Consider the following 23,237-nt stretch of genomic DNA (forward strand, 5'->3'; position numbering starts at 1 on the left):
CTTCTTCGGCGCCGGTGCCCGGCCGCTGCCGAGGGACGATCGTCATGACGCGCGTCGGACACGGCGCTTGCGCGCGTGGCCGCGTGGTCCTGTCCGCGGAGGCGGGCACACTTGGGGTATGCCTCTCCCCGTGCACTCCCAGCCACCCCTGGTCACTGTCGACGACCCGGTCGTCGAGCACCTGGTGGCCCAGCTCAGGAGGGTCCGCGAGGACCTCGCCGACGCCCACGGCGCCGTGATCGGCGATGCCCGCGTGGTGCACGCGCTCACCACCCAGATGTGGGCGGGCCTCCCGGTCCCCGGTGTGGCCTGCCACGCCACCGCCGACCCGTTGCGCCTGCGCGCCGTGTCCGAGCCGGTGACCTGCCGTCGTTGCCGGGCCCGCTCCCACACGGGTTCCGACCGCATTCCCGGGCAGACCATCCTGGCGGTGGAGGTCGGAAGGTGAGTCGCCCGCCGGTTCCGTGGCGCGCTCTCCTGGTGGTCCCGGCCTGGTGAGGCGCAGGGGGCGGTTGCGCCTCCGGCCTGGACTCTCCCCGGGTGACGGCGGCCGGGCGGTGACGTCCGCTGCGATGATGGCCGCCATGCAGATCCCGTTGCTCCTCGCCGACATCGAGCGTGCCGTGCGCGCCAGTTGGGACGCCGATACGTGCACACCGGATTTTCGGCCGTACTGGAGCAGGGACAATCCGGCCCGCAACCAGTGCGGTGTGACCGCCCTTGTGCTCAACGACCTGCTCGGCGGTGCGCTGATCCGCGGAGAGGTCCGGGTCGGGGGAGAACAGACGGACTACCACTGGTGGAACAGCCTGGGGATGGGGGTGGAGATCGATCTCACCCGCGAACAGTTTCGTTCGGAGGAAGTCGTCACCGGGGGACGCGTCATCCCTCGGCCGCCCAGAATCACCCGGTTGCGCATGGAGTACGAACTCCTGCACAACCGGGTGGTGGATCGACTCCACAGCGGCCGGCAACGCTAGGAAGGACACCGCCGCTTCCCCGCCCTCGGCCGGGCGTCCGTCCCGCCCGCGATCGGTATTTCCTGGTCGGGACGGGCCGAGGAGCGAACCGGGAAGGAGTCGGTGTCCGCCGGGGCTACTGCACGGAGGCCTTGATGGTGTTGTCGCCGAACAAGCCCTCAGCGAACTCCACCGAGGCGGGAACGAATGAACCCTTCGCGGTGACCACTCCGGTGGCGTTCTCGCCGGCGTCGAGCGTGAGGGTGTCGATCTGGCCTTCCGCCATGCCCAGGCCGCCGGCGGTGGAGTGCTTGGTGCCGCTGTCGTCGGTGATGGAGAACAACAACGGGTTGACCTCCACCGATTCCTCACCGTTGTTGGTCACCGTGACCTGGACGCTCGTGTAGTCGCTGCCGTCGGCGAGAACGCTCGGCACGAACTCGGCCGCCTGCGCCTCCAGCGTGACCGGGCCCTCCTGTTCCTCGACCGCGTCGTCGGCTGCGCCGTCAGCGGCCGGTTCCACGGACTCCGAGGCCGAACCGCCGGTGGCCTCGCCGCCGCCACCGCTGGTCAGTGCGGCACCGATACCGCCGATGATCAGAAACAGGACGAGCAGGCCACTGCAACCGAGGCACCCCCACAGCAGTGGGGACTTCTTCTTGGGCTGACCGCCGGGCTGGGGGTAGGGGGATTGGGGCTGCAATGGGTTCTCCTGAAGGGGGATGGGGGGCGACGTTGTGTCGCGCCGACATATCGGACCATAACGGGGCCAAGCGTTAGAAATCTTCCAGTTGCCGGTATCGGTCACCGCTGGAGCTGATCTTCGTCAGATTTTGGGACGGTGCCACACGCCCTGGTCGGTGTGTCCGGCGCCGAACAACGCCGGGCGGGCACGCGCAAGGGCGCCGTGCCTGCTCAGTGTCCCCGTGCTGTCCAGGTCAGGCCGCCACGCTGATGGCTTGACGACCCTGCGTGATTGTTGTCGATCGAGCGTCGGCCGGGACCATCGCCCCACGCCGGTGACGAACGTGCGGGAGTGCCACGCCGGGGCGCGATGCCGACCAACGCGGGCAGTCGCTCCGCCCAGGTCCCTTGCTCACAGGTGGGACGCGCCCGGGGGAGCGCGTCGCCCCGCGTGGGCCGAAGCACCGGGTCCCAGTCGTCCACGAGGGCCCCGAACGTCGAGGCCGAGGTGGTGCCACTCGTGGGGATCACCCCCGCTTCCTGATCCACCGCGAAGTCCCCATCGGCCCAGCCTCCGCGAAACAGCGCGACGAGCGGTCCGGCCCCATCGGTCCTGGACGGACGGAGCCCGGGGCCGGCGCCCGCGTGCGCTCCGCCTCAAGCTGCTGCGGCCAGGAGGATTCGGTATCTCAGCAGGTCAAAGGATCGACGGCGCGTCCTTGGGAGGCCCAGTCCGCCACACGGCCGGAGACCTCCCCGGCCGCCGGGCCGCAGTTCTACGGGTCGCTCCTCGTCCGTCGCGCCCCTGGAGTTGTCCTAGGGCCGGAGGGCCGCTTCGGCAAGGAACGCCAGCACGAGTGGGCTCGCGACGGCACGGAACTCCTCGAAGTAGGCGTGCCGCGCTCCGGGGATCAGTTCGAGCCGGGCGCCGGGGATGCGGTCCGCGATCAGGTACGCGTTCGCGGCAGGGTTGAGCAGGTCGTCGGTTCCGTGCACCACCAGGGTGGGTGCCGAGACGGCGGGCAGTGCGTCCCACGCGTCGTGCTGGTTGCTGGCCACCAGGTGCCGACGTTTGGCGTGTGGCGGCATGTCGGGGTCACCGAGGGTCGGGTAGGGGCCCGGGTGGGTCGCCAGCCAGGCCGGTGTGTACATCAGTTCGAGCAGGGCCCACCTGGTCGCGGTCGGGTCCGTCCCCGCCAGCGACCTGCGCACCTCGTTGTCGCGTTCGACGCTGTGCCGGCCGCCGGGCGACGTGCAGCCCAGTACGAGGGAGCGGACCCGGTCGGGATGGCGGGCCGCGAGCTTCTGGGCGACGCGTCCACCCATCGACGTGCCGTAGACGTCAGCCCGTTCGACACCGAGGTCGTCCAGCACCGCTACCACGTCTTCGGCGAAGCCTTCGGTGCTGTAGGGCGCGTCGGGTTTGTCGCTCTCCCCGGTGCCGCGGTAGTCGAGCGTGACGGTGCGGTGATCGGGGAAGTCGTCGCGGACGTCGTCCCACCAGTGGTGGTTGTTCGCCTGCCCCGCCAGCAGGACGAGCGGTGCGCCCTCACCCCTGGGCTGGTAGGCGATGCGGGTCCCGTCCGGGCTCGTCGCGTGCGGCACAGCTGCGTCCTTTCGGAAGGGGCCGGTGCCGCGCGGTAGGTACCGTCGGGCCTGTTGCGCGCGGGAGACCGGACACGTGTCGGGTTCCATCGGTACAACACGGCCGCGAGCGGCGCGAACCGGTCCGCCGCGCTTTTCGTGTCCCCGGGATCTGGCGACAGGGCCCCGTTGTGCCTTCCGGAGGCCGCCGCGTACCGGGGAGGCGACCCGGTGGCCGTCCGTTGGAACCGGCCCCGATCAACTCTCCGTGAGCCGTTCCCCCGTACCAGCGGTCAGGCGCGCGATCGCGTCGACGGTCAGTGCGCGATCGTGGGGTTCGGTCTCCAGCGCCCGATGGATGACCAGACCCTCGATCAGCGCGTCCACCTGTCGTGCGGTCAGCGGATCGAAGTGCTGTTCGAGGGCGTTCCTGCTGCGGTGCATCCACGATCGTGTGAGCTGGCGGTATGCGGGATCGCGCGCGGCCAGGGTGTAGAGCTCGTGGGTCAGTACGAGGTCGCGCGGTGAGTCCGCGAGGTCCTGGTGGACGAGGTCCGCGACCGCGCGCCGGGCCTCGTCCGGGGTGGTGGCCGCGAAGAGGCGCTTCTCGAACCGGTCGCTGATCGTGATCGAGAATCGGGTGAAGACCTCGCGCAGCAGCTCGTCCATGTTCTCGAAGTGGTAGGTCATGGACCCGAGAGGCACGTCGGCCCGGGCGGCGACCTTGCGGTGTGAGGTCCCTGCGACCCCCACCTCGGCGATCAGCGAGGTGGCGGCGGCGATGATCCGGTCCCGCCGCTCGGGGTCCACCCGCCTGGTCGCCACTGCCGCCTCCTAGATCGACCGGATCACCCGTGCCGGGTTGCCGACGGCGACCACGTCGGCGGGGATGTCCTTGGTCACGACTGCGCCCGCGCCGACGACGCTGTTGTCCCCGATCGTGACTCCGGGCAGGACGATCACCCCGCCGCCGAGCCACACGTTGTCGCCGATCACGATCGGCTCGGCTGCCTCAAGTTTGTCACGTCGCTGCTGCGGTTCAACGGGATGCGTGGGCGTCAGCAACTGCACGTTCGGGCCGATCTGGCAGTCCTCGCCGATCGTGATCGGCGCGACGTCCAGGGCGGTGAAGTTGAAGTTGATGAAGGTGCGCGCGCCCACGGAGATGTAGCTGCCGTAGTCCACGGCCAGTGGGGGCCTGATGACGGCCTCCTCACCGAGGAAGCCGAGGAGTTCGACGAGGATCGGGCGCGCGGTTTCGGGGTTCTGGACAGAGGCGGCCAGATACTCGGCGGCCAGTCGCACGGCCCGCTGCGATTCCCGGGCGATGTCGGGGTCGTCGGCGATGTAGAGGTCGCCGGCGAGCATGCGTTCACGGTTGGTTCGGGGGTCCCCCGCGAAGTAGTCCTTCATATGTACGATCGTACTCTTCTGACGTACGATCGTACATTGGAAGTTCGTTTTCCCCGGGAACCCTCGGAGCCGACGGTCTCCGAGCCGGCTCTTCCCCGTGCCGCCCCTTGCTCGCACGCCCTTTTGTGTCCCCGTGAAGACAGACGCACCCTTATGACTGCGACCATCAGTGCATCCCCCGTCCCGGTGGCCCCGGAGGACCGTCGTGCCCGAATCGCCGTGGCACTGCTCTTCCTCACCAACGGGGCGGTGCCCGCCAACCTGATCCCGCGCTACCCGGCGATCGTGGCGAGTCTGGAGCCGACCAACGCCGAGTTCGGGCTGGCCGTGGCCGCCGGTCCGTTGGGCGCTCTCTCCTCCGGTTTGCTGGCCGGGATGCTGATCAGGCGTTTTCGTTCCTCCCGCGTGGCGGTGGCCTGCATGGTGGCGTCGAGCGTGTGCGTCCTCCTGGCCGGGGTCTCGCCGATGCTGGTCCTCCTGGGCGCGGCGCTGTTCATGGTCGGTGCACTGGACTCGGTCGCCGACGTCGCCCAGAACTCCCACGGGTTGCGCGTGCAGCGTCGCTACGGCCGCTCGATCCTCAACTCCTTCCACGCGATCTGGAGTGTGGGGGCCATGCTCGGGGGGCTGATGGGCGGAGCGGCCGCCGGCCTGGGCATCCCTCCGGGGCTGCACCTGGCCGCCTCCGCGCTCGTCTTCTCCCTCGTCAACCTCCTGTGTTACCGGTTCCTGCTCGCCGGGCCCGAGCCCACGCGCGTCGAAGGGGAGGCGGCCGTACAGGACGAGGCCGCCTCCGGGACCCGCGCAGCCGCGCGCCTGGGCACCTACGCGATCCTGTTGGCCCTCGGCATGATCGCGGTCAGCGGTTCTCTCGTGGAGGACTCAGGAGGCACGTGGGCAGCCCTCTACCTGTCGGGGTCTCTGGGGGCGGCCCCGACGGTCGCCGCACTGGGTTTCGTGGCGCTCGCCGGAATGCAGTTCGTGGGCCGCATCATCGGCGACGGCCTGGTGGACCGGTTCGGCCAACGGGCCGTCGCCAGGGTCGGCGGAGCGACCACCGCCCTCGGGATGGGGCTTGCCCTGGTCTTTCCCACCATCGGGGGCACGATCATCGGCTTCGGGCTGGCCGGTCTCGGGATCGCCACCCTGGCGCCCGCGGCCATGCACACCGCGGACCAACTCCCCGGTCTGCGCTCCGGCAGCGGTCTGACGATGTTGAGTTGGCTGATGCGGCTCGGTTTCCTGCTCTCCCCGCCCGTGGTGGGACTCGTCGCCGACGCGACCGCACTGCGCTACGGCCTGGTGGTCGTCCCGCTCGCGGGGCTGGTGGCCGTCGTGCTCTCCGGATTCCTGCCGACCCGATCCACCCCGGAGGCCAGACGATCGTGACCGGGACGGTCACGATCGGGGAGCGTGGGCCGGGCAGCGCCATCCGCCCAGGTAGAGGCGAGCGGGGCCGGCGCACCCGTGGAGGCAGCCGTCCTGGGTGAGCAGGGCGGTCGTGGTGGCCGACTGTGCGCTTATCGTGTGCACGGGCAGGCGCGGTTCGCAGAGAGGTGTGCTCCCGCGGCGCGGTGCGGTTCGCCGGTCCTGCCCGGGGGTGTGCAGGGGGGAGTCGTTCCAGTTCTCCCGGTCCGGGGTACGGGGGTGGGGCACCCTTCCGGGGAACGCAGGGGACAAGGTCTCCTCGGTACAGGGTTTCTTGATGGCGTGTGCGTAGCGTTCGCGGTCGGAAGCCGGTACCCAGCGTCGTACGACGCCGCCGTCGGGGGTTGGGATGGCCATGGGAACGTAGACGCCGCCGGCGGTCGCACCCACCAGTTCCTCTACGAGCAGGCGTACCGCCTCCCAGTGGGAGTGTCGTTTACCGCAGTCGACAGTCAGGCGTCCGGGTACTGGATCGGGGCAGACGCCGCCGAGGTCCTTGCACAGCGGGTAGCGAAGCCGGTACACGCCTCCCGCCACCCGCAGGGAACGGTCACGCAGGACGGTCTGCCAGGGCATGTCGTTGGCCAGGGTCCAGGGCACCCGGTCGACGAGGGGCGACCGGCCGTCGGTGGTCAGCCAGGAAGGGGTGAGCCCATCCCGGCGGGCGAGACCGGCGTGCCGGACGACCGTCGCTCGCCGCAGGCGACTCAGCTGAATCCTCCAGCCCAGGTCCAGACCGTCGCCGTGCACCACGACATCGGATGTGGGGGCGCGGCGAGCGGCTGTGGCTTCGACAACCACGCTGTATCCGGCGCGCTGGGCATCTGCCGCCACCCGTTCCTTCCACGCCTTGTGCTCGTCGCTTTCGGGTTCATGGCAGGGGCCCTCGGCAGAGCCGTGGTGCACGATCTGCCGACTGCCGTCGCGTTGTTCGCGCAGATGGACCCAGGGTGAGGCGCGGCCGATGGAGACGCATCCCTGGCACTGGAGTTCGCCTCGGCTGATGCTGCGACGCCGCCCTTCAGGGGTCGTGCGCAATTCGTCCCAGAGCCCGGGATGGCGACTGAATCCGAGGTCGTCTTCGTTGGGGTCGAGGTAGATGTCGCGGGCGAGATAACGGATGAGTGCGAGCCTCGTCGACACGGTGCTCCCTGCGGGCCGGGGCAGCGCGGGCAACTGCCGGTTGACCGGGTACTTTCCCGGACGGCCGGTCCGGCGTCCCTTTTTGGCCGGATGCGGCCCAAAGGGAAAGGTTGCCCGACGGTTCGCAAAGGTGGTTCCCATCTGCGCGGGAGGTACCACGGGAGTGGTGCGGCCATCGTCGAACAGGCTTCCCCGGAGCCGGGGCCGCTCAGGTCACGAACTCCTTCCCCAGGGCCTCGACTCGGACGGCGATGGCGCGGACACGCCGATCGTGAGGTCCGACGCCTTGGACAGGCCCCGGGCGCTCGCTCGCAGAACGGTTCGGTGGAACCGGGCGGTCCGAGCCGTTCGATCAGGGCCGCCCCGTCCGCTCTACCGTCGGGTCGGGGCCGTCGCGGCTCCGACGCCCCAGGTGGGGAAAGTGGCCGATTGCGGCCGGGGCAAGCGGCGGCCGAGCGGGGAGAACTATCCTGGCCTGTCCGTCAATCCTGGTGCTACTCGGCGCGGGATCGGATCGGTTGAGGAGGCGAAATGGACCCGATAGCGGTGACACTGGCGGCGAGCGCGGCCACGACGTTGGTACAGGCCATGATCACCGACGGCTGGGAGGCCGTACGGGACCGCTTCGCGGGCCTGTTCGGCCGTGCCGCCACGGGCGTGGTCGCGGAGCTGGAACGCTCCCGCCTCGATGCGCTTGCCGGCCCGGAGCTGGCGGAGGAGGTCGTGGGCGAGTGGAAGCCGAAGCTGCGGCGCCTGCTCACCGACAACCCCGAGGCGGTCCAGGAATTGCGCGCTCTCCTGGAGGAGCTCGCCCCCCGCGCGGAAGAGAGCGGGGTCGCGAACACGATCACGGGTGACGTGTCGGGGATCGCGGTGCAGGCCCGCACCATCCACGGTGGAGTCGCCGCCACCGCTTACCGTGGCGATCACCTCGATCAGCGGGTGGCACGGGCGGGCCGCGACGTGATCGGGGGGCAGCACGACGATCCGCGAGGGCCGGGGCAGGACGGCTGAGGCGGGTCGTGGTCACCGTCCGGCCCGACTGCCCTGACGGCCGCAATGAGTGCCGGGCCGTGCGTCGGGCACGGCTGCGCGCACGTATGCCGGATCGTTCGACGCCCTGCTCGACCGTTCACCGATGCCGGAACCGACGAGCGGTGCAGTGGCTGCCTGCCGCCACGCGGTGACAGATGTCATCGGGTTTTCGTGACTGGCGCATCTGGGGGGAAGGGCGCACGCCTGTGACGATGGGGACGCAGTGGCCGACACTCTGCCGGGGGCGTGGCCACGCGAGGCGAACGGTCGCGGGATGCGGGCGCGCTGTCCGCGACCGTTCGCAGCATCCACCCCTCCGGCGCGGCCTGGTTCGGTGGCCCAACCGGTCGTTTCGGTCGGTTCGGCGGTGCTGCGGCCGGGCACTGAGCGATCACCGGCGCTCCGGCGCAACCCACCTCCATGATTGCAGCTCCGCGTGTCTTGACCTGCATAGACGTGCTGCTGGGTGATGATGGTCCCATGATCGCTCGCACCTTTGCCCGGCGGATCGCCGGTGCCTCACTGGTCGCCGCGGTACTGGCCGGTCCACTCGTGGTTGTGCAGTCGGCGAGCGCAGCCCCGGTGGGGCCGGGGCTTTTCCTCACGGTTTCCGGCTCCAACGACACGTGGATCCGCGGGGTCGATCTGGACTGCGAATCGGGCAGGGGCGGGGACCACCCCAACGCGGAAGCGGCCTGCGCGGCGCTGGACCGGGCCCGTGGCGACCTCGATGCGCTGCCGGGCAGGCCGCGGCCCTGTACCAAGGAGTACGACCCCGTTACCGCCACCGCAGTCGGCGAGCACCGCGGGCGTTCCGTCGACTGGACCAGGACGTACCCCAACGCCTGTGTGTTGTGGTCGGCGACGGACCCGGTCTTCGACTTCTGACAGGTGTATGCCCGGCGACAGTGAAAGCGGCCCGAGAGACAGGGCGGCGTGGCGCCCACGAGCATCCGCTCCCGCGTTCCGGAGGGAACCGCCACGTAGCGCCCGGCCGGCGTGGCCCGCAGGGATGCCCCCTCTGCGGGCCACATGGCACCGACTTCCGGCAGTACCGACTTCCGGCAGTACCGATGGTGGTTCGGGAAAGTCGTGCCGAGCAGGAGAGGACGCGATGGCGTGCGGTGCCTTTCGCCCGTCTGGTCAAGGAGGGTCCGTGCTCGTTTTCCGCCGTGTCGCCGCCGTGATGGTCGTCGCCGATGACCCCGACGTGTCCGCCCGGTGGTGGGCCGATGTCCTGGGTGTCACCGTGCACCGCGATGTGGCGCCGCACGGGGCGGTCTACGCGTGGATCGAGCTCGGCGGGGTCGAGTACGGTTTCCACCCCGCCGACGACGAGCGCAACCCCCGCGGTGCCAGTCCGGTCGTCTACTGGGCCGTGGAAGGAGATCTGGAGCAGGCGCTGGAGTCATTGCTGGCAGTGGGCTGCACCCGCCACCGGGGCCCTCTCGATGTGCGGCCGGGACGCCGCATCGCCCAGATCGTGGACCCGTTCGGCACCGTCATCGGCATCGAGGGCAGGTGAGCGCCCCGGCCGATGTCACCACAGGGCTCGGGACACCGAGGAGCCGAGCACTGCCGGCGGGGATCTCGTCAGGACCGCGGACGGTCGCGTTCCGGTCGGCCGCGGTGAACCCCGAACGCTCGGAGATGGACCCTGGCCCGGTGCCGCTACTAGGGTCGGGCGGATGAGCGCTGATCCCACGGAGTCCTTCTCCCGCCCCCGAGCAGCGGCCGGCGTGCTGTTCTTCGACGGGCAGGGGCACGTGATGCTGGTGGTCCCCTCCTACAAGAACCACCGTGACCTTCCCGGCGGCTACATCGAGCACGGGGAGACGCCGAGCCGCGCGGCCGCCAGGGAGGTCCAGGAGGAACTGGGAATCGAACCGCCCATCGGTCGGCTGCTCGCCATCGACTGGGCGCCCAGTCGCGTGGAGGGGGACAAGCAGCTGTTCATTTTCGACGGCGGGCGACTGGCACAGGATCATCTCGACGCCGTGGTCCTCGACCAGGTCGAGCTGACCGGTTACGGCTTCCACGACGTCGCCGTGCTCCACGAACGGACCACGCCCCGCCTGGCCCGCCGAATCACCCATGCCGTCCAGGCCCGGGCAGAAGGTGCGATCGCCTACCTGGAGAACGGCGAACCGCTCGGTCGGCCGTCGACGGGCGGGGTGGACGAGCCTCGCGAAACGACTCCGGATGCCCGCCCCGACAGGCAGACGTTCCTTTCTTGACCGGTTCGGTCCACGGGCTTCGCCCGACAGGGACGAAAAACCGGCCACACTTCCGCCCCGTCGCAGCTTAGGCGGCCAAAGCCCCGGGTAGGGGCTGTTCCTGGAGCGTCGCGTCACCCTCTCACGATCGCTGGCCGGCGGGCACCGGCGTTAAAAAGCAGCGCACAGGTGCCAGGGCTTCCCGTCATAGGAGTGACGTCAAGAAGCAGCGTCCGCATCCCGGGACACGCCCCCCGAGCGCGGGGAGCTCTCTCCACCTACCGGTGCCCGGCGAAGAGCGCCCGATCGACCCTCTGCGCGTCTTCCGTTCCGTGTCAGTCGGGGAAGGTGAACCCGCGTTCCTACGCCCCCGGGGCACCGGTGTGTGCCCCATCGCGTTCACCGCGTCGGTGGTGGGCGGTCGCGTATCAGCACACGGGGGAACGCGCGATGCGAAAACCTACGTCGTCGATCCGGAAGGTCGGATGACTGCGACGGCGCACCGAGGCCCGGCAGCTCCAGTGCTCGTCCGCCCACCCGCCGCCGCGCAGTACCCGGTAGGTGCCGTAGACCTCCGCGTCGTAGACGTCCCAGCACCATTCCCAGACGTTGCCCAGCATGTCGTACAGGCCCCACGCGTTGGGCTGTTTGCCGCCCACGGAGTGGGCCCGTTCGGTTGAGTTGCGGCGGTGCCAAGCGATCGCGTCGAGCTCCCCGTACCGTGCGCCGGTCGTACCGGCCCGGCAGGCGTGTTCCCATTCGGCCTCGGTCGGCAGCCGGTACCCGTCGGCGGAGGTGTTCCACCCGGCGGTCTCCGTACCGGCATGCAGGTCGTACACGGGGGTCAGGCCCTCGCGTCGGGACAGTGTGTTGCAGAACCGAACCGCGTCCCACCAGGAAACGCCTTCGACCGGCAACCGGTCACCGCGTGCGGTGCCCGGCTGCCGGCCGGTGACCTGTGCATAGCGTGCCCGGGTGATCGGGTACGTGCCGAGTTCGTACGGCGCGACCTCGACTGACCATGTGCGCTGCGTCCGCCGGTCCGACAGCATCACCTGCCCCGGAGAGACGGCCACCATCGTGTTCTCCGCAGGCGCGTTCATGGGCGATGATCCTAGCCGTCCGATGCCGTGCGCCGACGTCCGCCGTCGGGTCGCATGCCCGGGCGCATGGCGTGGCGAGTAATTACTCTGTGTAGTGATTCTCTATAATCGGTTACCTAGAGTCATCTAGTGGTTGGTGGGTCCTGCGGTGCGTTCCCACCGCATCGGGCGCCATCGGCCCGGTCTGTCCGCAGATTCAGTCCGATCCTTACGAGAAGGCCGAAGAAGAGTGCAGAAAACTCATGGGCCCCGAGCGCGAACGATGCTCTTTTCTCCAGCGGCTCCGACCTCTGTCCCCAGACTTCGCAGGGCATCGTTGCCGGGGGGCGCCTGCCCGGCCCGCCGGGTTCGAGGGGAACGGATCCGCCCGGGCGCGGCGAGACGCGCCATCGATGTGCGGGCGGTGCGCGAACAGTCCGCGCCGGTTCGCCGGGCCGCCCCGTCCCCGGTTGCGGACGGGATGCCGCCGCTGGTCGTCCGGCGTTCGGTCGAGGTACCGGCTGTCACCGGTCCGACGGGGCCCAGGGCGCCTCGCGTCCTCGGTATGTGTACGGCCGCCGCGGCCCTGATCCTGGTCACGGTCTTTCCGGCCCAGGCCGCCCACGGTGACATCCTGCTGTGGGACCCGCTCAACAACACGGAGTACACGATCTCCGCACCCCAGGGCGGGGAGTGCTACAACAGCAGCGACGACGGTTCGCAGTTCTCCGCCAGCAGGGTGCGCAACAAGACCGACCGCACCATTGTGCTGTTCGAGAACGGTGCGTGTGACGGGCGTATCGGTGCGGTGGCCGCGGGGGAGACCTACGAGTTGGACGTTCCGGCCGTGAGTTCGCTCCGGATCCTGGGCGAGGAGTAGCCGTTCGGTCGGCGCCCGCTCCCGGGGTGCGGGACGACCGCCCGAAGCGGTCCGCCGAGTTCGCTCGTGGCTCGAAGCAGCGCCCTTCGACCGGGCCGTTCGCGTTGTGCATCCCGTGCGGGCGCAGCGGGGTGCACAACCGTGTGCCATGCCGTCGCGCGGCCCCGGCTCGGCTGCCAGGGGGTCCCCTGGGGGCGAGCTCGACACTCGCTCCTCCGGGGCCGAGTTCGCCCGATGGTGTCCACCGGCCAAGGGTGAAAACTCTCCGAAATCGATTGGCGACTTGGGGTAGCGTCCATTTCTGGGTGGGGCCCCATCCCTGTTCAGAACTGGTTTGCACACTTCACGAGGAGTACGGATATGAGCGACCCCGTCTACTTCGCCTTCACCGCCAACGGCCATCCGGAGTTCATCTTCAAGCTCACCAGCGAGGCGCGAATCGCCGAGGCCCGCCGGATCGTCTCCGGCGAGGAGACGGAATCCGTGCATGTCATGGGCAGGATCAGGAAGCAGCGAAAGGACTACAACCCCCGTTGGGACTTCCACTTCGATCCCGACACCATTTCGTTCTTCACGATGGCGATCGAGGTGTGCGACGCCTCTCCCCACTACGTCAACGACCACCTCGATGAGGCGTGCGGCGCCTTCCTGCCGGGATGTTTCTGGTGCCCGTGGGATTCCAAGGTCACCCGCGAGGTCCCGGCAGCCGAGGTGGCCGCGGTCTGACCGGACCCCTTCGGGGCAGCCGTTCGTCCCGAAGGAGTCGTGAGGACGATGCGCCGGCCGGTTCCACCCGAGGCAGGGAAGCGCTTCCGCATATCGCGAGGTGGGAAGAAGCACCGGTCATCGTCCGTTGGCCTCCCCGCCGTGCCACACCAGCGGCGGAGGGGGCAACCCCGCGGGATACGCGGGATACGGTCGTCGTCCGCGCGCCTCGCGGGCAACCACGTGGCCCCCACGCTCTGAGCTGCGTAGAGTCCCGTCATGCCTTCCTCATACGACGTCATCGTGATCGGCCTCGGCGGTATGGGCAGCGCGGCGGTCTGCCACCTCGCCCGACGCGGACAGCGAGTGCTCGGCCTGGAGCAGTTCGGTCCGGCGCACAGCCTCGGCGCGAGTCACGGCGGTTCCCGCATCTACCGGCAGAGCTACGCCGAGGGCCCCCAGTACGTACCGCTGCTGCTGCGGGCCCGGGAACTATGGGACCAGCTCGGGCGCGATGCAGGGGAGAGCGTCTTCACCCGGACCGGTTTCCTCACGGTCGGCAAGGAGGGCGGCCCGATGGTCGACGGATGCCTGCGCAGCGCCGACGAGTGGGGACTGGAACACGAACTCCTCGACGCGGTCGAGACCCGTCGCCGGTTCCCGACCTTCACCCCGGGGAGCGACGAGGTGGCCTTCTACGAGTCCCAAGGGGGAGTTGCCCGCCCGGAGGCCACAGTGACCGCCCACCTGACGGTGGCGGAACGCTCCGGAGCAGAGCTGCGCTTCCATACGCCGGCACTCCACTGGACCGCGGACGAGGGGGGAGGCGTGCGGGTCACCACCCCCAACGGTGTCGTCACGGCCGGTCGGCTGGTCGTGGCACCCGGTGCCTGGGCCCCGAAGCTGCTCCCCGGGCTCGCGGTCCCCCTCCGGGTGGAACGCCGGGTCATGTACTGGTTCGCCCCCGAGGGCGGTACGGCTGCCTTCGACGTCGCCCGTCATCCCGTCTACATCTGGGAGGAGTCGGCGGGGAGCGAGGTCTACGGCTTCCCCGCTCTCGACGGCCCCGGCGGCGGGGTCAAGGTCGGTTTCCATTCGGTGGGGGATCGGGCCGACCCGGACCGGCTCGACCGCGAGATCCACGACGTCGAGGCCGAGGCGCTGCGGACGTTCCTGCGCCCTCGCATCCCGGCCCTGGCCGGCCCCCTGGTCAGGGGAGCGGCGTGCACCTACACGCTCACTCCCGACGCGCACTTCGTTGTGTCGCTCCATCCGGAGCATCCACAGGTGACAGTGGCGTGCGGCTTCTCCGGCCACGGCTTCAAGTTCGTGCCGGTGATCGGGGAGATCCTCGCCGACCTCGCGGTGGAGGGGACGACTCGACACCCCATCGCCCTGTTCGATGCCCGGAGACGGTAGGCCACGGCGGTTCCCGGGCGCGCGTCCTCACGAGAGCCGTCCGCGCACGGCGTCCGCCCGGTCGGACACGGAATCGGAAACGAAGTCCTCGTCAACCCAGGTGCTCCTCGGCCACCACGGTGCCGTCCTCGTCGCTGTGGAGCCGGCCGCCCCGGGAGAAGAGGACGCCGCCGAAGAACACCGGGGCGCCCACGAGTCCCTTCCCGGCCGTGGCGGACGTGCGGGGGTCGGGCCCCGGCGCCTTGACGCCCAGACGCAGGGGCGACAGCTCAGCGACGTCGCGCACCGCCCCGTTGATGACCACGCCGGCCCAACCGTCGGCCTCCGCCGCCTTGGCGATCATGTCCCCCATGAGCGCGCCGCGCAGCGACCCGCAGCCGCCCACCACCAGCACCCGGCCACGACCCGGTTACCCCGACTGCTCCTTGACCAGGGCGTTGTCCTCGTGGCAGGCGACCGTCTCGATGGGTCCGGAAAAGACGCACGCCCCGCCGAACTGACGGAACCGGGTCGCACAACTGGCGATGGAGTCGCCGTGGTCGTCGATCAGGCCGGCGGTGGCGGGGCTCCCGGCCATGGCGGTCTCCTTCTTCGCTTCCGGGCGGTCCCGCCCAGCCACGCTACCCATCGTGCTTCCTCGTGCCCGGCACCGGTCCGGGGCCGCCCGCGGAAGTGGCCGGGGACACCGTTGATCAGGGCTCGCCGCTCGACCGGTCCCCGATACGGGGCTGTCTCCGCAGCTGAGAGACTGGACGGGTGGGTAATCATCAGACATCTCGTGAGCTGTTCAAACGCGCCGGCGCCGTCATCCCCGGTGGGGTGAATTCGCCGGTCCGCGCCTTCGGAGCGGTCGGGGGCACGCCCCCGTTCATGGCATCGGGCAAGGGCGCGTACCTGACCGACGTCGACGGGAAGGAGTACGTCGACCTGATCTGCTCGTGGGGACCGCTGATTCTCGGCCACGCCCACCCCGAGGTCGTCGCCGCGCTCGCCGAGGCCGCCGGCAAGGGCACCTCCTACGGTGCGCCCACCCCCGGTGAGGTGGAGCTGGCCGAGGAGATCGTCGCCCGTACCCCCGTGGAGAAGGTCCGCCTCGTCAACTCCGGCACCGAGGCGACCATGTCGGCGATCCGCCTGGCACGCGGAGCCACCGGACGCCCCAAGGTCGTCAAGTTCGCCGGGAACTACCACGGCCACGTCGACGCCCTGCTCGCCGCAGCCGGCTCCGGCGTCGCCACTTTTGCACTGCCCGACTCGCCCGGTGTCACCGGCGCCAGCGCGGCGGACACCATCGTGCTGCCCTACAACGACATCGCCGCGGTCGAGAGGGTCTTCGCCGAGTCCGGTGACCAGATCGCCTGCGTCATCGCCGAGGCGTGCCCCGCCAACATGGGAGTCGTCCCGCCGCAGGCCGGTTTCAACGCCCGCCTCAAGGAGATCGCCGCCAGGCACGGTGCGCTGCTGGTCCTGGACGAGGTCCTCACCGGTTTCCGGGTGAGCGCGGCCGGCTGGTTCGGGCTGGAGGGCGTCGTCCCCGACCTCATGACCTTCGGGAAGGTGATGGGCGGCGGCCTGCCCGCCGCCGCGTTCGGAGGCCGTGCCGACCTCATGGACCAGCTCAGCCCGGGGGGACCGGTCTACCAGGCCGGGACGCTGTCGGGGAACCCGCTGGCCACCGCGGCCGGGTTGGCCACGCTGCGCGGGGCCAACCCTGAGGTGTATACGCGCATCGACCACGCCGCCGCGACCGTGTCAGCCGCTGTCGCCGCGGAGCTGACCGCAGCCGGGGTGGCGCACCGTATCCAGCACGGCGGCAGCCTGTTCACGGTGTTCTTCACCGACGCCGAGGTCATCGACTACGACGGGGCCCGTGCCCAGAACACCGGGCAGTTCGCGGCCTTCTTCACCGCCATGCTGGAACAGGGCGTCTACCTGCCGCCCGCGGCCTTCGAGGCGTGGTTCTTCTCCGCGGCCCACGACGACGCAGCACTGGACCGTGTGCTCTCCGCACTCCCCGCCGCAGCTCGTGCCGCGGCCCGAGCGGCCTGACCGGACCGCGGCGGGCCCGGCCCGCCGCGGTTGTCCGACGGCGATCGGTTCCACCCGCCCGGAGGGCGAACCGCGCTGCTCCGGGACGCGTGCAACCACGGTCGCCCTCGCTGTGATCAGATGAGCTACGTATTTCGTCAGCCGATCGTTTAGGACAGGTTTACGCTGATGGGATGCTCGACCTTGACCGGTTACGCGCGCTCAACGCCGTCGCCGAATACGGCTCGGTGAGCGCGGCCGCCGAAATCCTCGGGATCACCACGTCGGCCGTCTCCCAACAGATCGCCAAACTCGAACGCGAGACCTCCTCCCGCCTGCTGGAACGCAACGGGCGCGGTGTCCGGCTCACCGATGCCGCACAATTGTTGGTCGGCCATGCCGAGCGCATCCTCAGCATGGTGGCCGAGGCCGAAGCGGACCTGGAGGCCCAGCGCGGAAGCGTCGTCGGAACGATCAAGATCGCCGCCTTCGCCACGGCCTCGCGCGGGATCATGCCGACGATGCTCACCGGAATCGCCCACATCCATCCCCAGCTCACCGTCGAACTCCACGAGTGCGACCCCAAGACCGCGCTTCCCCAGGTCCTGCGCGGCGATTTCGACGTCGCCGTCGTGCAGGACTGGAAGAACTCCCCCCTGCCCTTCCCCGATGGGCTGCAGAAGCTCCACCTGCTGGACGATCCCGCAGAGGTCGCACTCCCCGCGGGGCATTCACTGGCCGGCCGGGAGTGGCTGGCCGTCACCGACCTCGCCCAGGAGAAATGGGTGGGGGCACCTCCCGGAGACATCTGCCACGCCTGGCTGTCCCACACGCTGCGCCACGGGGGCGTGGAACCCAAGATCGCGCATTTCTCCTCCGAGTACCCCACTCAGCTGGCGCTGGTGGCCACCGGGCTGGGTGTCGCTGTCCTGCCCAGGCTGGGGCGCGACCTGCTGCCTCCCGGCGTGGTCACCGTGCCGGTGAAGCCCCGGCTCGTGCGGCACGTCTACGTCGTCTGGCGCACCGAGGCCGGCCGTCGACCCGCTGTGCAGGCCACGGTGGCAGCCTTGCGCGCGGCGGTCGATACGGTTGAAGGGAGTCGCCCGGAGTTCACTCCGGCGCGGTCTTTTCAGCCCAGCGGCACGACGCGAGCCGGGGCAGCATCCGGAAGGGAAACGGTTCCGCCACGATGACCACGACCACCGTCGTCCACCTACTACGGCATGGCGAAGTACACAATCCCAACGGGATTCTCTATGGCCGCCTGCCTGATTTCCACCTGAGCGAGCGCGGCCACGCGATGGCCGAACTGGCAGCCAAATGGTTCGACGGCCGCGACATCGCCACGCTCTACTCCTCTCCGCTGGAACGCGCGCAGGAGACAGCTGAGCCCGCCTCCGTCGCCTTCGACCTCCCGATCAGGCTGGACGCGCGGCTGCTCGAAGCCGGCAACCGGTTCGAGGGCAAGCCGTTCAACCCCCGTTCGGTGGCCGATCCCCGCAACTGGGGGCGGCTGTACAACCCGATGCAGCCCTCGTGGGGGGAGCCCTACACCTTCATCGTCAAGCGCATGGTCGAGGTGATCCGCGCAGTGCGCAAGGAGGCGTGGGGGAGAGAAGCGGTCTGCGTCAGCCACCAACTGCCGATCTGGATGGCGCGGAGGGCAGCCGAGAAGCAACGGCTGTGGCACCGTCCCGATCGACGCCAGTGCAACCTCGCAAGCGTCACGTCGTTGACCTTCGAGGAGGAGAAGCTGGTCAGCGTCTCCTACACCGAGCCGGCAGCTTCCCTCTACACCAGTGGCCGGGTCGTTCCGGGGGCGTGATCGCGCATCCGCAACGTTTTCGTCCCGGCCCTGCGTTCAGGGCCCGGACGAAGAGGGTAGGCTAGTTTTTCGGGTGCCGCCTCTGTCGGAGGCGGGTCTGCCCTGGTGTCGGGCCGCGTGCAACGCGCGCTGCCGCACTCGCAGGACGGCGAGTCGAGCCTCCATCCTCCCCGCGAATGCGGAGATGGTCCCGAGTCCGTCGCCGTGTTCTCTTTTGATCGTGTGCAACTGAGGTGATCCCATGGGTTCCGTTATCAAGAAGCGCCGCAAGCGCATGGCCAAGAAGAAGCACCGCAAGCTGCTCAAGAAGACCCGCATCGCGCGCCGCAACAAGAAGTAGGCCCGTCTCTCCGCGGATGCATCACGATCCCGGCCCGCCTGATGGCGGGGCCCGGTTTCGTGATCGGCGCGGAGACACTTCTTTCTCCTGTGCCGTGCGTCCCGCTGCAAGTCAAGGAGGCGTGCCCGTTATGGCCCGCGTCGTGCTCGTCACCGGGGTCTCCCGCTATCTGGGAGCCCGGGTCGCGAACGCCCTCCAGGCCGATCCCCAGATCGACCGGGTAATCGGAATGGACTCCTCTCCGCCGCAGCAGCCGCTGGGGCGCACCGAGTTCGTCAAGGCCGAACTCCACGACGGCAGCGTCGACACCGTCGTACGCGACTCCGGAGCCGACACCGTCCTGCATCTCAGCCTCGTCGCCACCCCTTCGGCAGCGGGCGGCCGGGCGGAGATGAAGGAGAACAACGTCCTGGGCACGATGCAGTTGCTGGCGGCCTGCCAGCGCTCCAGCACCGTGCGTCGTCTCGTGGTCCGCTCCACCGCTGCCGTCTACGGCTCCTCCTCGCGCGACCCCGCGCTCTACACCGAGGACCTCGAAGCCCGCGACACCCCGCGTTCCGGCTACGCCAAGGATGCGGTCGAGGTCGAGCGTTACGTTCGCGGACTGGCCCGCCGACGCCCCGACCTCTCCATCTCGGTGCTGCGCTTCGCCAATTTCATGGGGCCTTCGGTGGACTCCCCGCTGACCCGCTACTTCGGGTTGAAGCTGGTGCCCACGGTCCTGGGCTACGACCCCCGCATGCAGTTCATCCACGAGGACGACGGCGTCGAGGTCATCCGTCGGATGGCGCTCAACGAGCGTGACGGGGTCTTCAACGTCGCCGCGCCGGGTGCGATGCCGCTGTCGCAGTGCCTGCGCCGCGCGGGGCGCCCCGAGATGCCGGTTCCCGCACGCGGTCTGAAAGTCCTGGGTGGCCTTGCCCGCAAGGGGCATCTGGACTACTCGCCCGAGCAGTTGCGACTGCTCTGCTACGGACGGGTCCTGGACGCGAGCAAGCTCGAACGCGCCCTCGACTGGGAGCCCAGTTACACCTCCCAGGAAGCATTCGACAGCTACGTGGCCACCAACGGCGGCGAGCCCGCGGGCTTCATCGGGCAGGTCTGGCCCCGCCGCCAGCTGCGAGAAGTGCCCTGAACCACTCCTGATCGATTCCCCCTTTCCGGCATTGTCACGAAATAATGACGATGCCAGTGCTGTGCTGCCACGGTGGCGCTGCTCTTCACGAACGAGGGGAAAGCCTTGACCACGCCCGGCGACGACGCCACCGATCCGACCACAGCCGAACCCGGCCTCGCGCCGGTCGTTCCGCTGGTCTCCGCGGTGGAACGCGCCGAGCCGCTCAACGCGTTCCTGGAGTTCTGCGAACGTCGCCTGACCGGCGCCTACGCGGTGGACGACTTCGGCTATGACGAGGACCTCACCGAGCAGGTCCTGCTGCCCCTGATCCGGGTCTGGTACGAGAACTGGTTCCGGATCGAGGTACGCGGCCTGGACAACGTCCCGGACGCCGGGCGAGCCCTCGTGGTGTCCAACCATTCCGGGGTGGTGCCCTTTGACGCCCTCATGCTCCAGGTGGCGCTGCGCGACCACCACCCGGCCGAGCGTCGATTCCGGATGTTGGTCGCCGACGTGGTCTTCGACATTCCGGTGCTGTCCCACCTCGCCCGGAAGGCAGGCCACACACTCGCTACCCCAGAAGACGCGGAACGGCTCCTGGGGCAGGACGAGTTGGTCGGGGTCTTCCCGGAGGGCTACAAGGGTCTGGGCAAGCCCTTCAGCGAGCGCTACCGGCTCCAGCGCTTCGGGCGCGGCGGTTTCGTCTCCACGGCTGTGCGCACCCGCTCGCCGATCATCCCGTGCTCGGTTGTCGGTGCCGAGGAGATCTATCCCAAGATCGGCGACCTCACGGCGCTGGCCCGGCTGCTCAAGCTGCCGTACTTTCCGGTGACACTGACCTTTCCGCTGCTCGGACCGCTCGGCCTGATCCCGCTGCCCACCAAGTGGATCATCGAGTTCGGCGAGCCGATGGGCACCGAGAAGTACGCCCCCGAAGCCGCAGACGACCCCGGAGTGATCTTCGAGGTGGGCGACCAGGTGCACGACACCATCCAGCAGACCCTGAACCGGTTGGTGATCGAGCGGGGCGACCCCTTCTAGGAGGGGCGCCCCGCTCGCGGCCATGGCCGCCTAGGAGCGTGCGCGCCTGCGCAGCAGGCTCACGGCCACGCCGCCGGCCACCGCGCCCGCGATCGCCGCGGGAACGCCGACCTTGAGCGCCTTGCGGTGCTTGCGGAAGTCGTGCACCGGCCAGCCGTTGGCGTCGGCGTGGCTGTTGAGGTCGTCGTCGGGGTTGACGGCATTGGGGTGGCCCACGATGGACAGCAGCGGCAGGTCGTTGTAGGAGTCGCTGTAGGCCGTGCAGGCGCCGAGATCGATGTCCTCGATGGTGGCGAGGGCGCGTACCGCCTCTGCCTTGGCCGGACCGTGCAGCAGGTCGCCCACCAGGCGGCCGGTATACACCCCGTCCACGGATTCGGCCACCGTGCCCAGCGCGCCGGTCAGGCCGAGCCGGCGCTTGATGATGTCGGCCAGCTCCACCGGAGTGGCGGTGACCAGCCAGACGCGTTGCCCCGCGTCCAGGTGGCGCTGCACGAGTACACGGGCGCCCTCCCAGATACGGTCGGCCATGGAGTCGTCGTAGATTTCTTCGCACAGTTCGACGAGGTCGTCGACCTTGTGCCCGGCGACGAAGGCCAGTGCGGCCTCGCGCGCGGCGTTGATGTGCTCGGGCTGCTCGTTGCCACTGATCCGAAAGACCATCTGGCCCCAGCCGAATCGGAGCAGGTCACGGGTGGTGAACAGGTCGCGCGCGGCCAGACCGCGCGCGAAATGGTAAATCGATGCCCCTCGCATGAGGGTGTTGTCCACATCGAAGAACGCCGCCCCACGCGTATTGCTGGTCGGCTCGTATTCGCCCTCGGCGGCCAGAAGTGCCTCGGCGGCCGCGGCGGCGGCCTGCCCGGCGAGCGCGGCGCGGCCGTGGTCACGGTCTCGGAGATACGCCCACATGCTGTGAGCCTACGGCCAGCGGTGGCAGGCTGCTTACGCGCGGCTCGTCAGGGACATCCTTTGGTGAGGTAAGTCACATCTTGGTGGGTCTATTGGGCGTGATGCCAGCAGGATCACACTGGAAGCGGGACCGCTTTACCCACCGAGTGCGCGTTCTGGGCTGAAAGTGCAGCATCATTGTCGAGATGGTCGAGGTAGGACTGGCATTCATCTGCGCCCTGGTGGCATGGAGCGCCGCCGCGGCGCTCAGTACGCGTACGTACCGCAAGCCCGAGCTCTTTGCGGGAGTCTGGACCGCTGCGGTCCTCATCCTCGCGATCGCGCTCAGCGCGGCGTTCCCCGGAGCGCTGCTCGGGTTTTCCCCGCTCACGTTCCGGCTCTTCCAGATCGGCGTCAGCCTTCTGGGACCGCTGCTGCTGGCGTGGGGCGCGGTCGAGTACGTGGTGCGGTCGCCACGCGCTCTCTTCGGCGTGCGACTGGTCGTCACCACCCTGGGCATCGTCCCCCTGGCAGTCCTCACCCTGGACCCGCTGCGCGGGCGCTACGGCAACGGGTATCCGGCGGCGGCCGACCACTACGCCGCCATTCCCATGAGCGCGATCGCCCTGGTGGACGTGTTCGCGCTGATCGCCCTGCTGGCGTGCGCGATCGTAGCCGGGCGCAGGCTGGGCGAGCAGCCCCGCCAGGCCAAGCACCAGTTCGTCGTCCTCTCCTTGATCGCCCTCTCCGTCCTGCTGTTGGTGCTCGTCGGTCGGATGGGCCTCGGCCTGCTCGGCCAGGTCATTCTCCTCGGTGCCATCGCTGCGGTCTGGGTCGCGCTGATCCGGGCCACCGCACCCCATCGCGAGCGCTCCAGCCGCCGCAGGGGCGGACGCCGCACGCGGGAGCAGGACGAGGACGAGGAGGGCTTCGACGATTACGACGACGACTTCGACGACGACTACGACGACTACGACGAACCCGACGAGAAGGAGCAGCCGGTGCGGCGCAAGCGGCGCGGTGCGGACTACGACGACGAGCCAGTGGCTCCGTCTCGGCCATCTCCCCGCCTGTGCGGGGTCATCACCATCTACACGCTTGCCAACGGTCACGCCGATGCCTTCGACGACGACGCCGACGAGGTCGTCGAGGAGGTCCGCCGCCACGAGCCCGACACCCTCTTCTTCGCCTGTCACACCGTGCCCAGTGCCCCGCTGCAGCGGATCGTCTATGCGATCTACCGCGACGAGCTCGCTCTCGAGGAGCACGAGCAGCAGCCGCATGTGGCCGACTTCGCCCGCCGGCGGACCCCGCACGTGGTGGCGACGAATGTGATCGAACTGTCCCTTTCCGGGGCGTCGGCCACTGATGGCCTGGTCGACATGCTGATGCCTCGCTGAGGCCGAAGGTGCCCAGGGGGTTTCAGGGCCCCGGCAAAGTGGGTATT

At 69.5% G+C, this 23,237-nt stretch carries 24 protein-coding genes and 1 pseudogene; 17 read left to right on the forward strand and 8 right to left on the reverse strand.

Features of this window, described 5'->3' with window-relative positions:
• The first annotated feature begins 118 nt into the window (after positions 1-118).
• Together QSJ59_RS17370 and QSJ59_RS17375 are read left to right on the forward strand one after the other, a co-directional pair.
• A complete protein-coding gene (locus tag QSJ59_RS17370; RefSeq protein ID WP_285760648.1) occupies positions 119-448 on the forward strand; it encodes a hypothetical protein in 330 nt (109 codons plus the stop codon).
• A 136-nt stretch (positions 449-584) separates the two neighbouring features.
• Complete coding sequence (locus QSJ59_RS17375; protein WP_285760649.1) at positions 585-980, forward strand: YunG family protein; 396 nt, start codon at positions 585-587, stop codon at positions 978-980.
• A gap of 115 nt (positions 981-1,095) precedes the next feature.
• On the opposite strand, the gene QSJ59_RS17380 is transcribed toward QSJ59_RS17375, so the two are convergent.
• The 4 genes from QSJ59_RS17380 to QSJ59_RS17395 form a co-directional block, all read right to left on the reverse strand.
• The gene (locus QSJ59_RS17380; RefSeq protein ID WP_285760650.1) at positions 1,096-1,662 is read right to left on the reverse strand and encodes a DUF4352 domain-containing protein; all 567 of its coding nucleotides are present in this window, start codon (positions 1,660-1,662) and stop codon (positions 1,096-1,098) included.
• Between the two features lie 797 nt (positions 1,663-2,459).
• Entirely contained in the window at positions 2,460-3,248 is a 789-nt protein-coding gene (locus QSJ59_RS17385; RefSeq protein ID WP_285760651.1) for an alpha/beta fold hydrolase, read from the reverse strand.
• 237 nt (positions 3,249-3,485) lie between these two features.
• A complete protein-coding gene (locus tag QSJ59_RS17390; protein WP_285760652.1) occupies positions 3,486-4,052 on the reverse strand; it encodes a TetR/AcrR family transcriptional regulator in 567 nt (188 codons plus the stop codon).
• Between the two features lie 9 nt (positions 4,053-4,061).
• Positions 4,062-4,640: a sugar O-acetyltransferase gene (locus tag QSJ59_RS17395; RefSeq protein WP_285760653.1), complete on the reverse strand. Its 579-nt coding sequence runs from the start codon at positions 4,638-4,640 to the stop codon at positions 4,062-4,064.
• Between the two features lie 153 nt (positions 4,641-4,793).
• Here QSJ59_RS17395 and QSJ59_RS17400 point away from each other — a divergent pair, with 153 nt between their 5' ends.
• Positions 4,794-6,029 (forward strand): MFS transporter, encoded by a 1,236-nt coding sequence (locus QSJ59_RS17400; protein ID WP_285760655.1) that lies wholly within the window; start codon positions 4,794-4,796, stop codon positions 6,027-6,029.
• 9 nt (positions 6,030-6,038) lie between these two features.
• Here the strand turns inward: QSJ59_RS17400 and QSJ59_RS17405 are convergent, their stop codons facing one another.
• Positions 6,039-7,211 carry a hypothetical protein gene (locus QSJ59_RS17405; RefSeq protein ID WP_285760656.1) on the reverse strand — a complete coding sequence of 391 codons (1,173 nt, stop codon included), beginning with the start codon at positions 7,209-7,211 and terminating at the stop codon, positions 6,039-6,041.
• A 531-nt stretch (positions 7,212-7,742) separates the two neighbouring features.
• Here QSJ59_RS17405 and QSJ59_RS17410 point away from each other — a divergent pair.
• The 4 genes from QSJ59_RS17410 (at position 7,743) to QSJ59_RS17425 (ending at position 10,483) form a co-directional block, all read left to right on the forward strand.
• Entirely contained in the window at positions 7,743-8,225 is a 483-nt protein-coding gene (locus QSJ59_RS17410; RefSeq protein WP_285760658.1) for a hypothetical protein, read from the forward strand.
• A 501-nt stretch (positions 8,226-8,726) separates the two neighbouring features.
• Complete coding sequence (locus QSJ59_RS17415) at positions 8,727-9,134, forward strand: SSI family serine proteinase inhibitor (protein ID WP_285760659.1); 408 nt, start codon at positions 8,727-8,729, stop codon at positions 9,132-9,134.
• A gap of 268 nt (positions 9,135-9,402) precedes the next feature.
• On the forward strand, positions 9,403-9,771 hold the full coding sequence (locus tag QSJ59_RS17420) for a VOC family protein (RefSeq protein ID WP_285760660.1): 369 nt from the start codon (positions 9,403-9,405) through the stop codon (positions 9,769-9,771).
• Between the two features lie 163 nt (positions 9,772-9,934).
• On the forward strand, positions 9,935-10,483 hold the full coding sequence (locus QSJ59_RS17425) for an NUDIX domain-containing protein (protein ID WP_285760661.1): 549 nt from the start codon (positions 9,935-9,937) through the stop codon (positions 10,481-10,483).
• A gap of 407 nt (positions 10,484-10,890) precedes the next feature.
• Here the strand turns inward: QSJ59_RS17425 and QSJ59_RS17430 are convergent, their stop codons facing one another.
• Positions 10,891-11,565, reverse strand: coding sequence for a formylglycine-generating enzyme family protein (locus QSJ59_RS17430; RefSeq protein WP_285760662.1), 675 nt, complete (start codon positions 11,563-11,565; stop codon positions 10,891-10,893).
• 544 nt (positions 11,566-12,109) lie between these two features.
• On the opposite strand from QSJ59_RS17430, the gene QSJ59_RS17435 reads away from it, so the two are divergent.
• The 3 genes from QSJ59_RS17435 (at position 12,110) to solA (ending at position 14,548) form a co-directional block, all read left to right on the forward strand.
• A complete protein-coding gene (locus QSJ59_RS17435) occupies positions 12,110-12,424 on the forward strand; it encodes a hypothetical protein (RefSeq protein ID WP_285760663.1) in 315 nt (104 codons plus the stop codon).
• A gap of 360 nt (positions 12,425-12,784) precedes the next feature.
• Positions 12,785-13,150, forward strand: coding sequence for a BP74-related protein (locus tag QSJ59_RS17440; RefSeq protein WP_285760664.1), 366 nt, complete (start codon positions 12,785-12,787; stop codon positions 13,148-13,150).
• Positions 13,151-13,408: 258 nt separating this feature from the next.
• Positions 13,409-14,548: an N-methyl-L-tryptophan oxidase gene (solA, locus tag QSJ59_RS17445; RefSeq protein WP_285760666.1), complete on the forward strand. Its 1,140-nt coding sequence runs from the start codon at positions 13,409-13,411 to the stop codon at positions 14,546-14,548.
• 91 nt (positions 14,549-14,639) lie between these two features.
• Here the strand turns inward: solA and rraA are convergent.
• A pseudogene (gene rraA, locus QSJ59_RS17450) lies at positions 14,640-15,125 on the reverse strand (ribonuclease E activity regulator RraA).
• A gap of 179 nt (positions 15,126-15,304) precedes the next feature.
• Here rraA and hemL point away from each other — a divergent pair.
• The 6 genes from hemL (at position 15,305) to QSJ59_RS17480 (ending at position 20,899) form a co-directional block, all read left to right on the forward strand.
• Positions 15,305-16,597, forward strand: a complete 1,293-nt coding sequence (gene hemL, locus QSJ59_RS17455; RefSeq protein WP_285760667.1) for a glutamate-1-semialdehyde 2,1-aminomutase — start codon at positions 15,305-15,307, stop codon at positions 16,595-16,597.
• A 173-nt stretch (positions 16,598-16,770) separates the two neighbouring features.
• Positions 16,771-17,769: a LysR family transcriptional regulator gene (locus QSJ59_RS17460; protein ID WP_285760668.1), complete on the forward strand. Its 999-nt coding sequence runs from the start codon at positions 16,771-16,773 to the stop codon at positions 17,767-17,769.
• Positions 17,766-18,401 carry a histidine phosphatase family protein gene (locus QSJ59_RS17465; protein ID WP_285760669.1) on the forward strand — a complete coding sequence of 212 codons (636 nt, stop codon included), beginning with the start codon at positions 17,766-17,768 and terminating at the stop codon, positions 18,399-18,401. Before QSJ59_RS17460 ends, QSJ59_RS17465 begins: the two co-directional genes overlap by 4 nt.
• A gap of 241 nt (positions 18,402-18,642) precedes the next feature.
• The gene (locus QSJ59_RS17470) at positions 18,643-18,741 is read left to right on the forward strand and encodes a 30S ribosomal protein bS22 (RefSeq protein WP_078760640.1); all 99 of its coding nucleotides are present in this window, start codon (positions 18,643-18,645) and stop codon (positions 18,739-18,741) included.
• 130 nt (positions 18,742-18,871) lie between these two features.
• Entirely contained in the window at positions 18,872-19,876 is a 1,005-nt protein-coding gene (locus tag QSJ59_RS17475; RefSeq protein ID WP_285760671.1) for an NAD-dependent epimerase/dehydratase family protein, read from the forward strand.
• A gap of 105 nt (positions 19,877-19,981) precedes the next feature.
• Positions 19,982-20,899 carry a lysophospholipid acyltransferase family protein gene (locus QSJ59_RS17480; RefSeq protein WP_285760672.1) on the forward strand — a complete coding sequence of 306 codons (918 nt, stop codon included), beginning with the start codon at positions 19,982-19,984 and terminating at the stop codon, positions 20,897-20,899.
• A gap of 30 nt (positions 20,900-20,929) precedes the next feature.
• On the opposite strand, the gene QSJ59_RS17485 is transcribed toward QSJ59_RS17480, so the two are convergent.
• Complete coding sequence (locus QSJ59_RS17485; RefSeq protein ID WP_285760673.1) at positions 20,930-21,811, reverse strand: HAD family hydrolase; 882 nt, start codon at positions 21,809-21,811, stop codon at positions 20,930-20,932.
• A gap of 185 nt (positions 21,812-21,996) precedes the next feature.
• Between QSJ59_RS17485 and QSJ59_RS17490 the strand changes: the two genes are divergently transcribed.
• Positions 21,997-23,190 carry a putative quinol monooxygenase gene (locus tag QSJ59_RS17490; RefSeq protein WP_285760674.1) on the forward strand — a complete coding sequence of 398 codons (1,194 nt, stop codon included), beginning with the start codon at positions 21,997-21,999 and terminating at the stop codon, positions 23,188-23,190.
• Positions 23,191-23,237: the final 47 nt, after the last annotated feature.

The sequence above is a fragment of the Nocardiopsis ansamitocini genome, from assembly GCF_030268225.1.
In the GTDB taxonomy this organism is placed as follows: domain Bacteria; phylum Actinomycetota; class Actinomycetes; order Streptosporangiales; family Streptosporangiaceae; genus Nocardiopsis_D; species Nocardiopsis_D ansamitocini.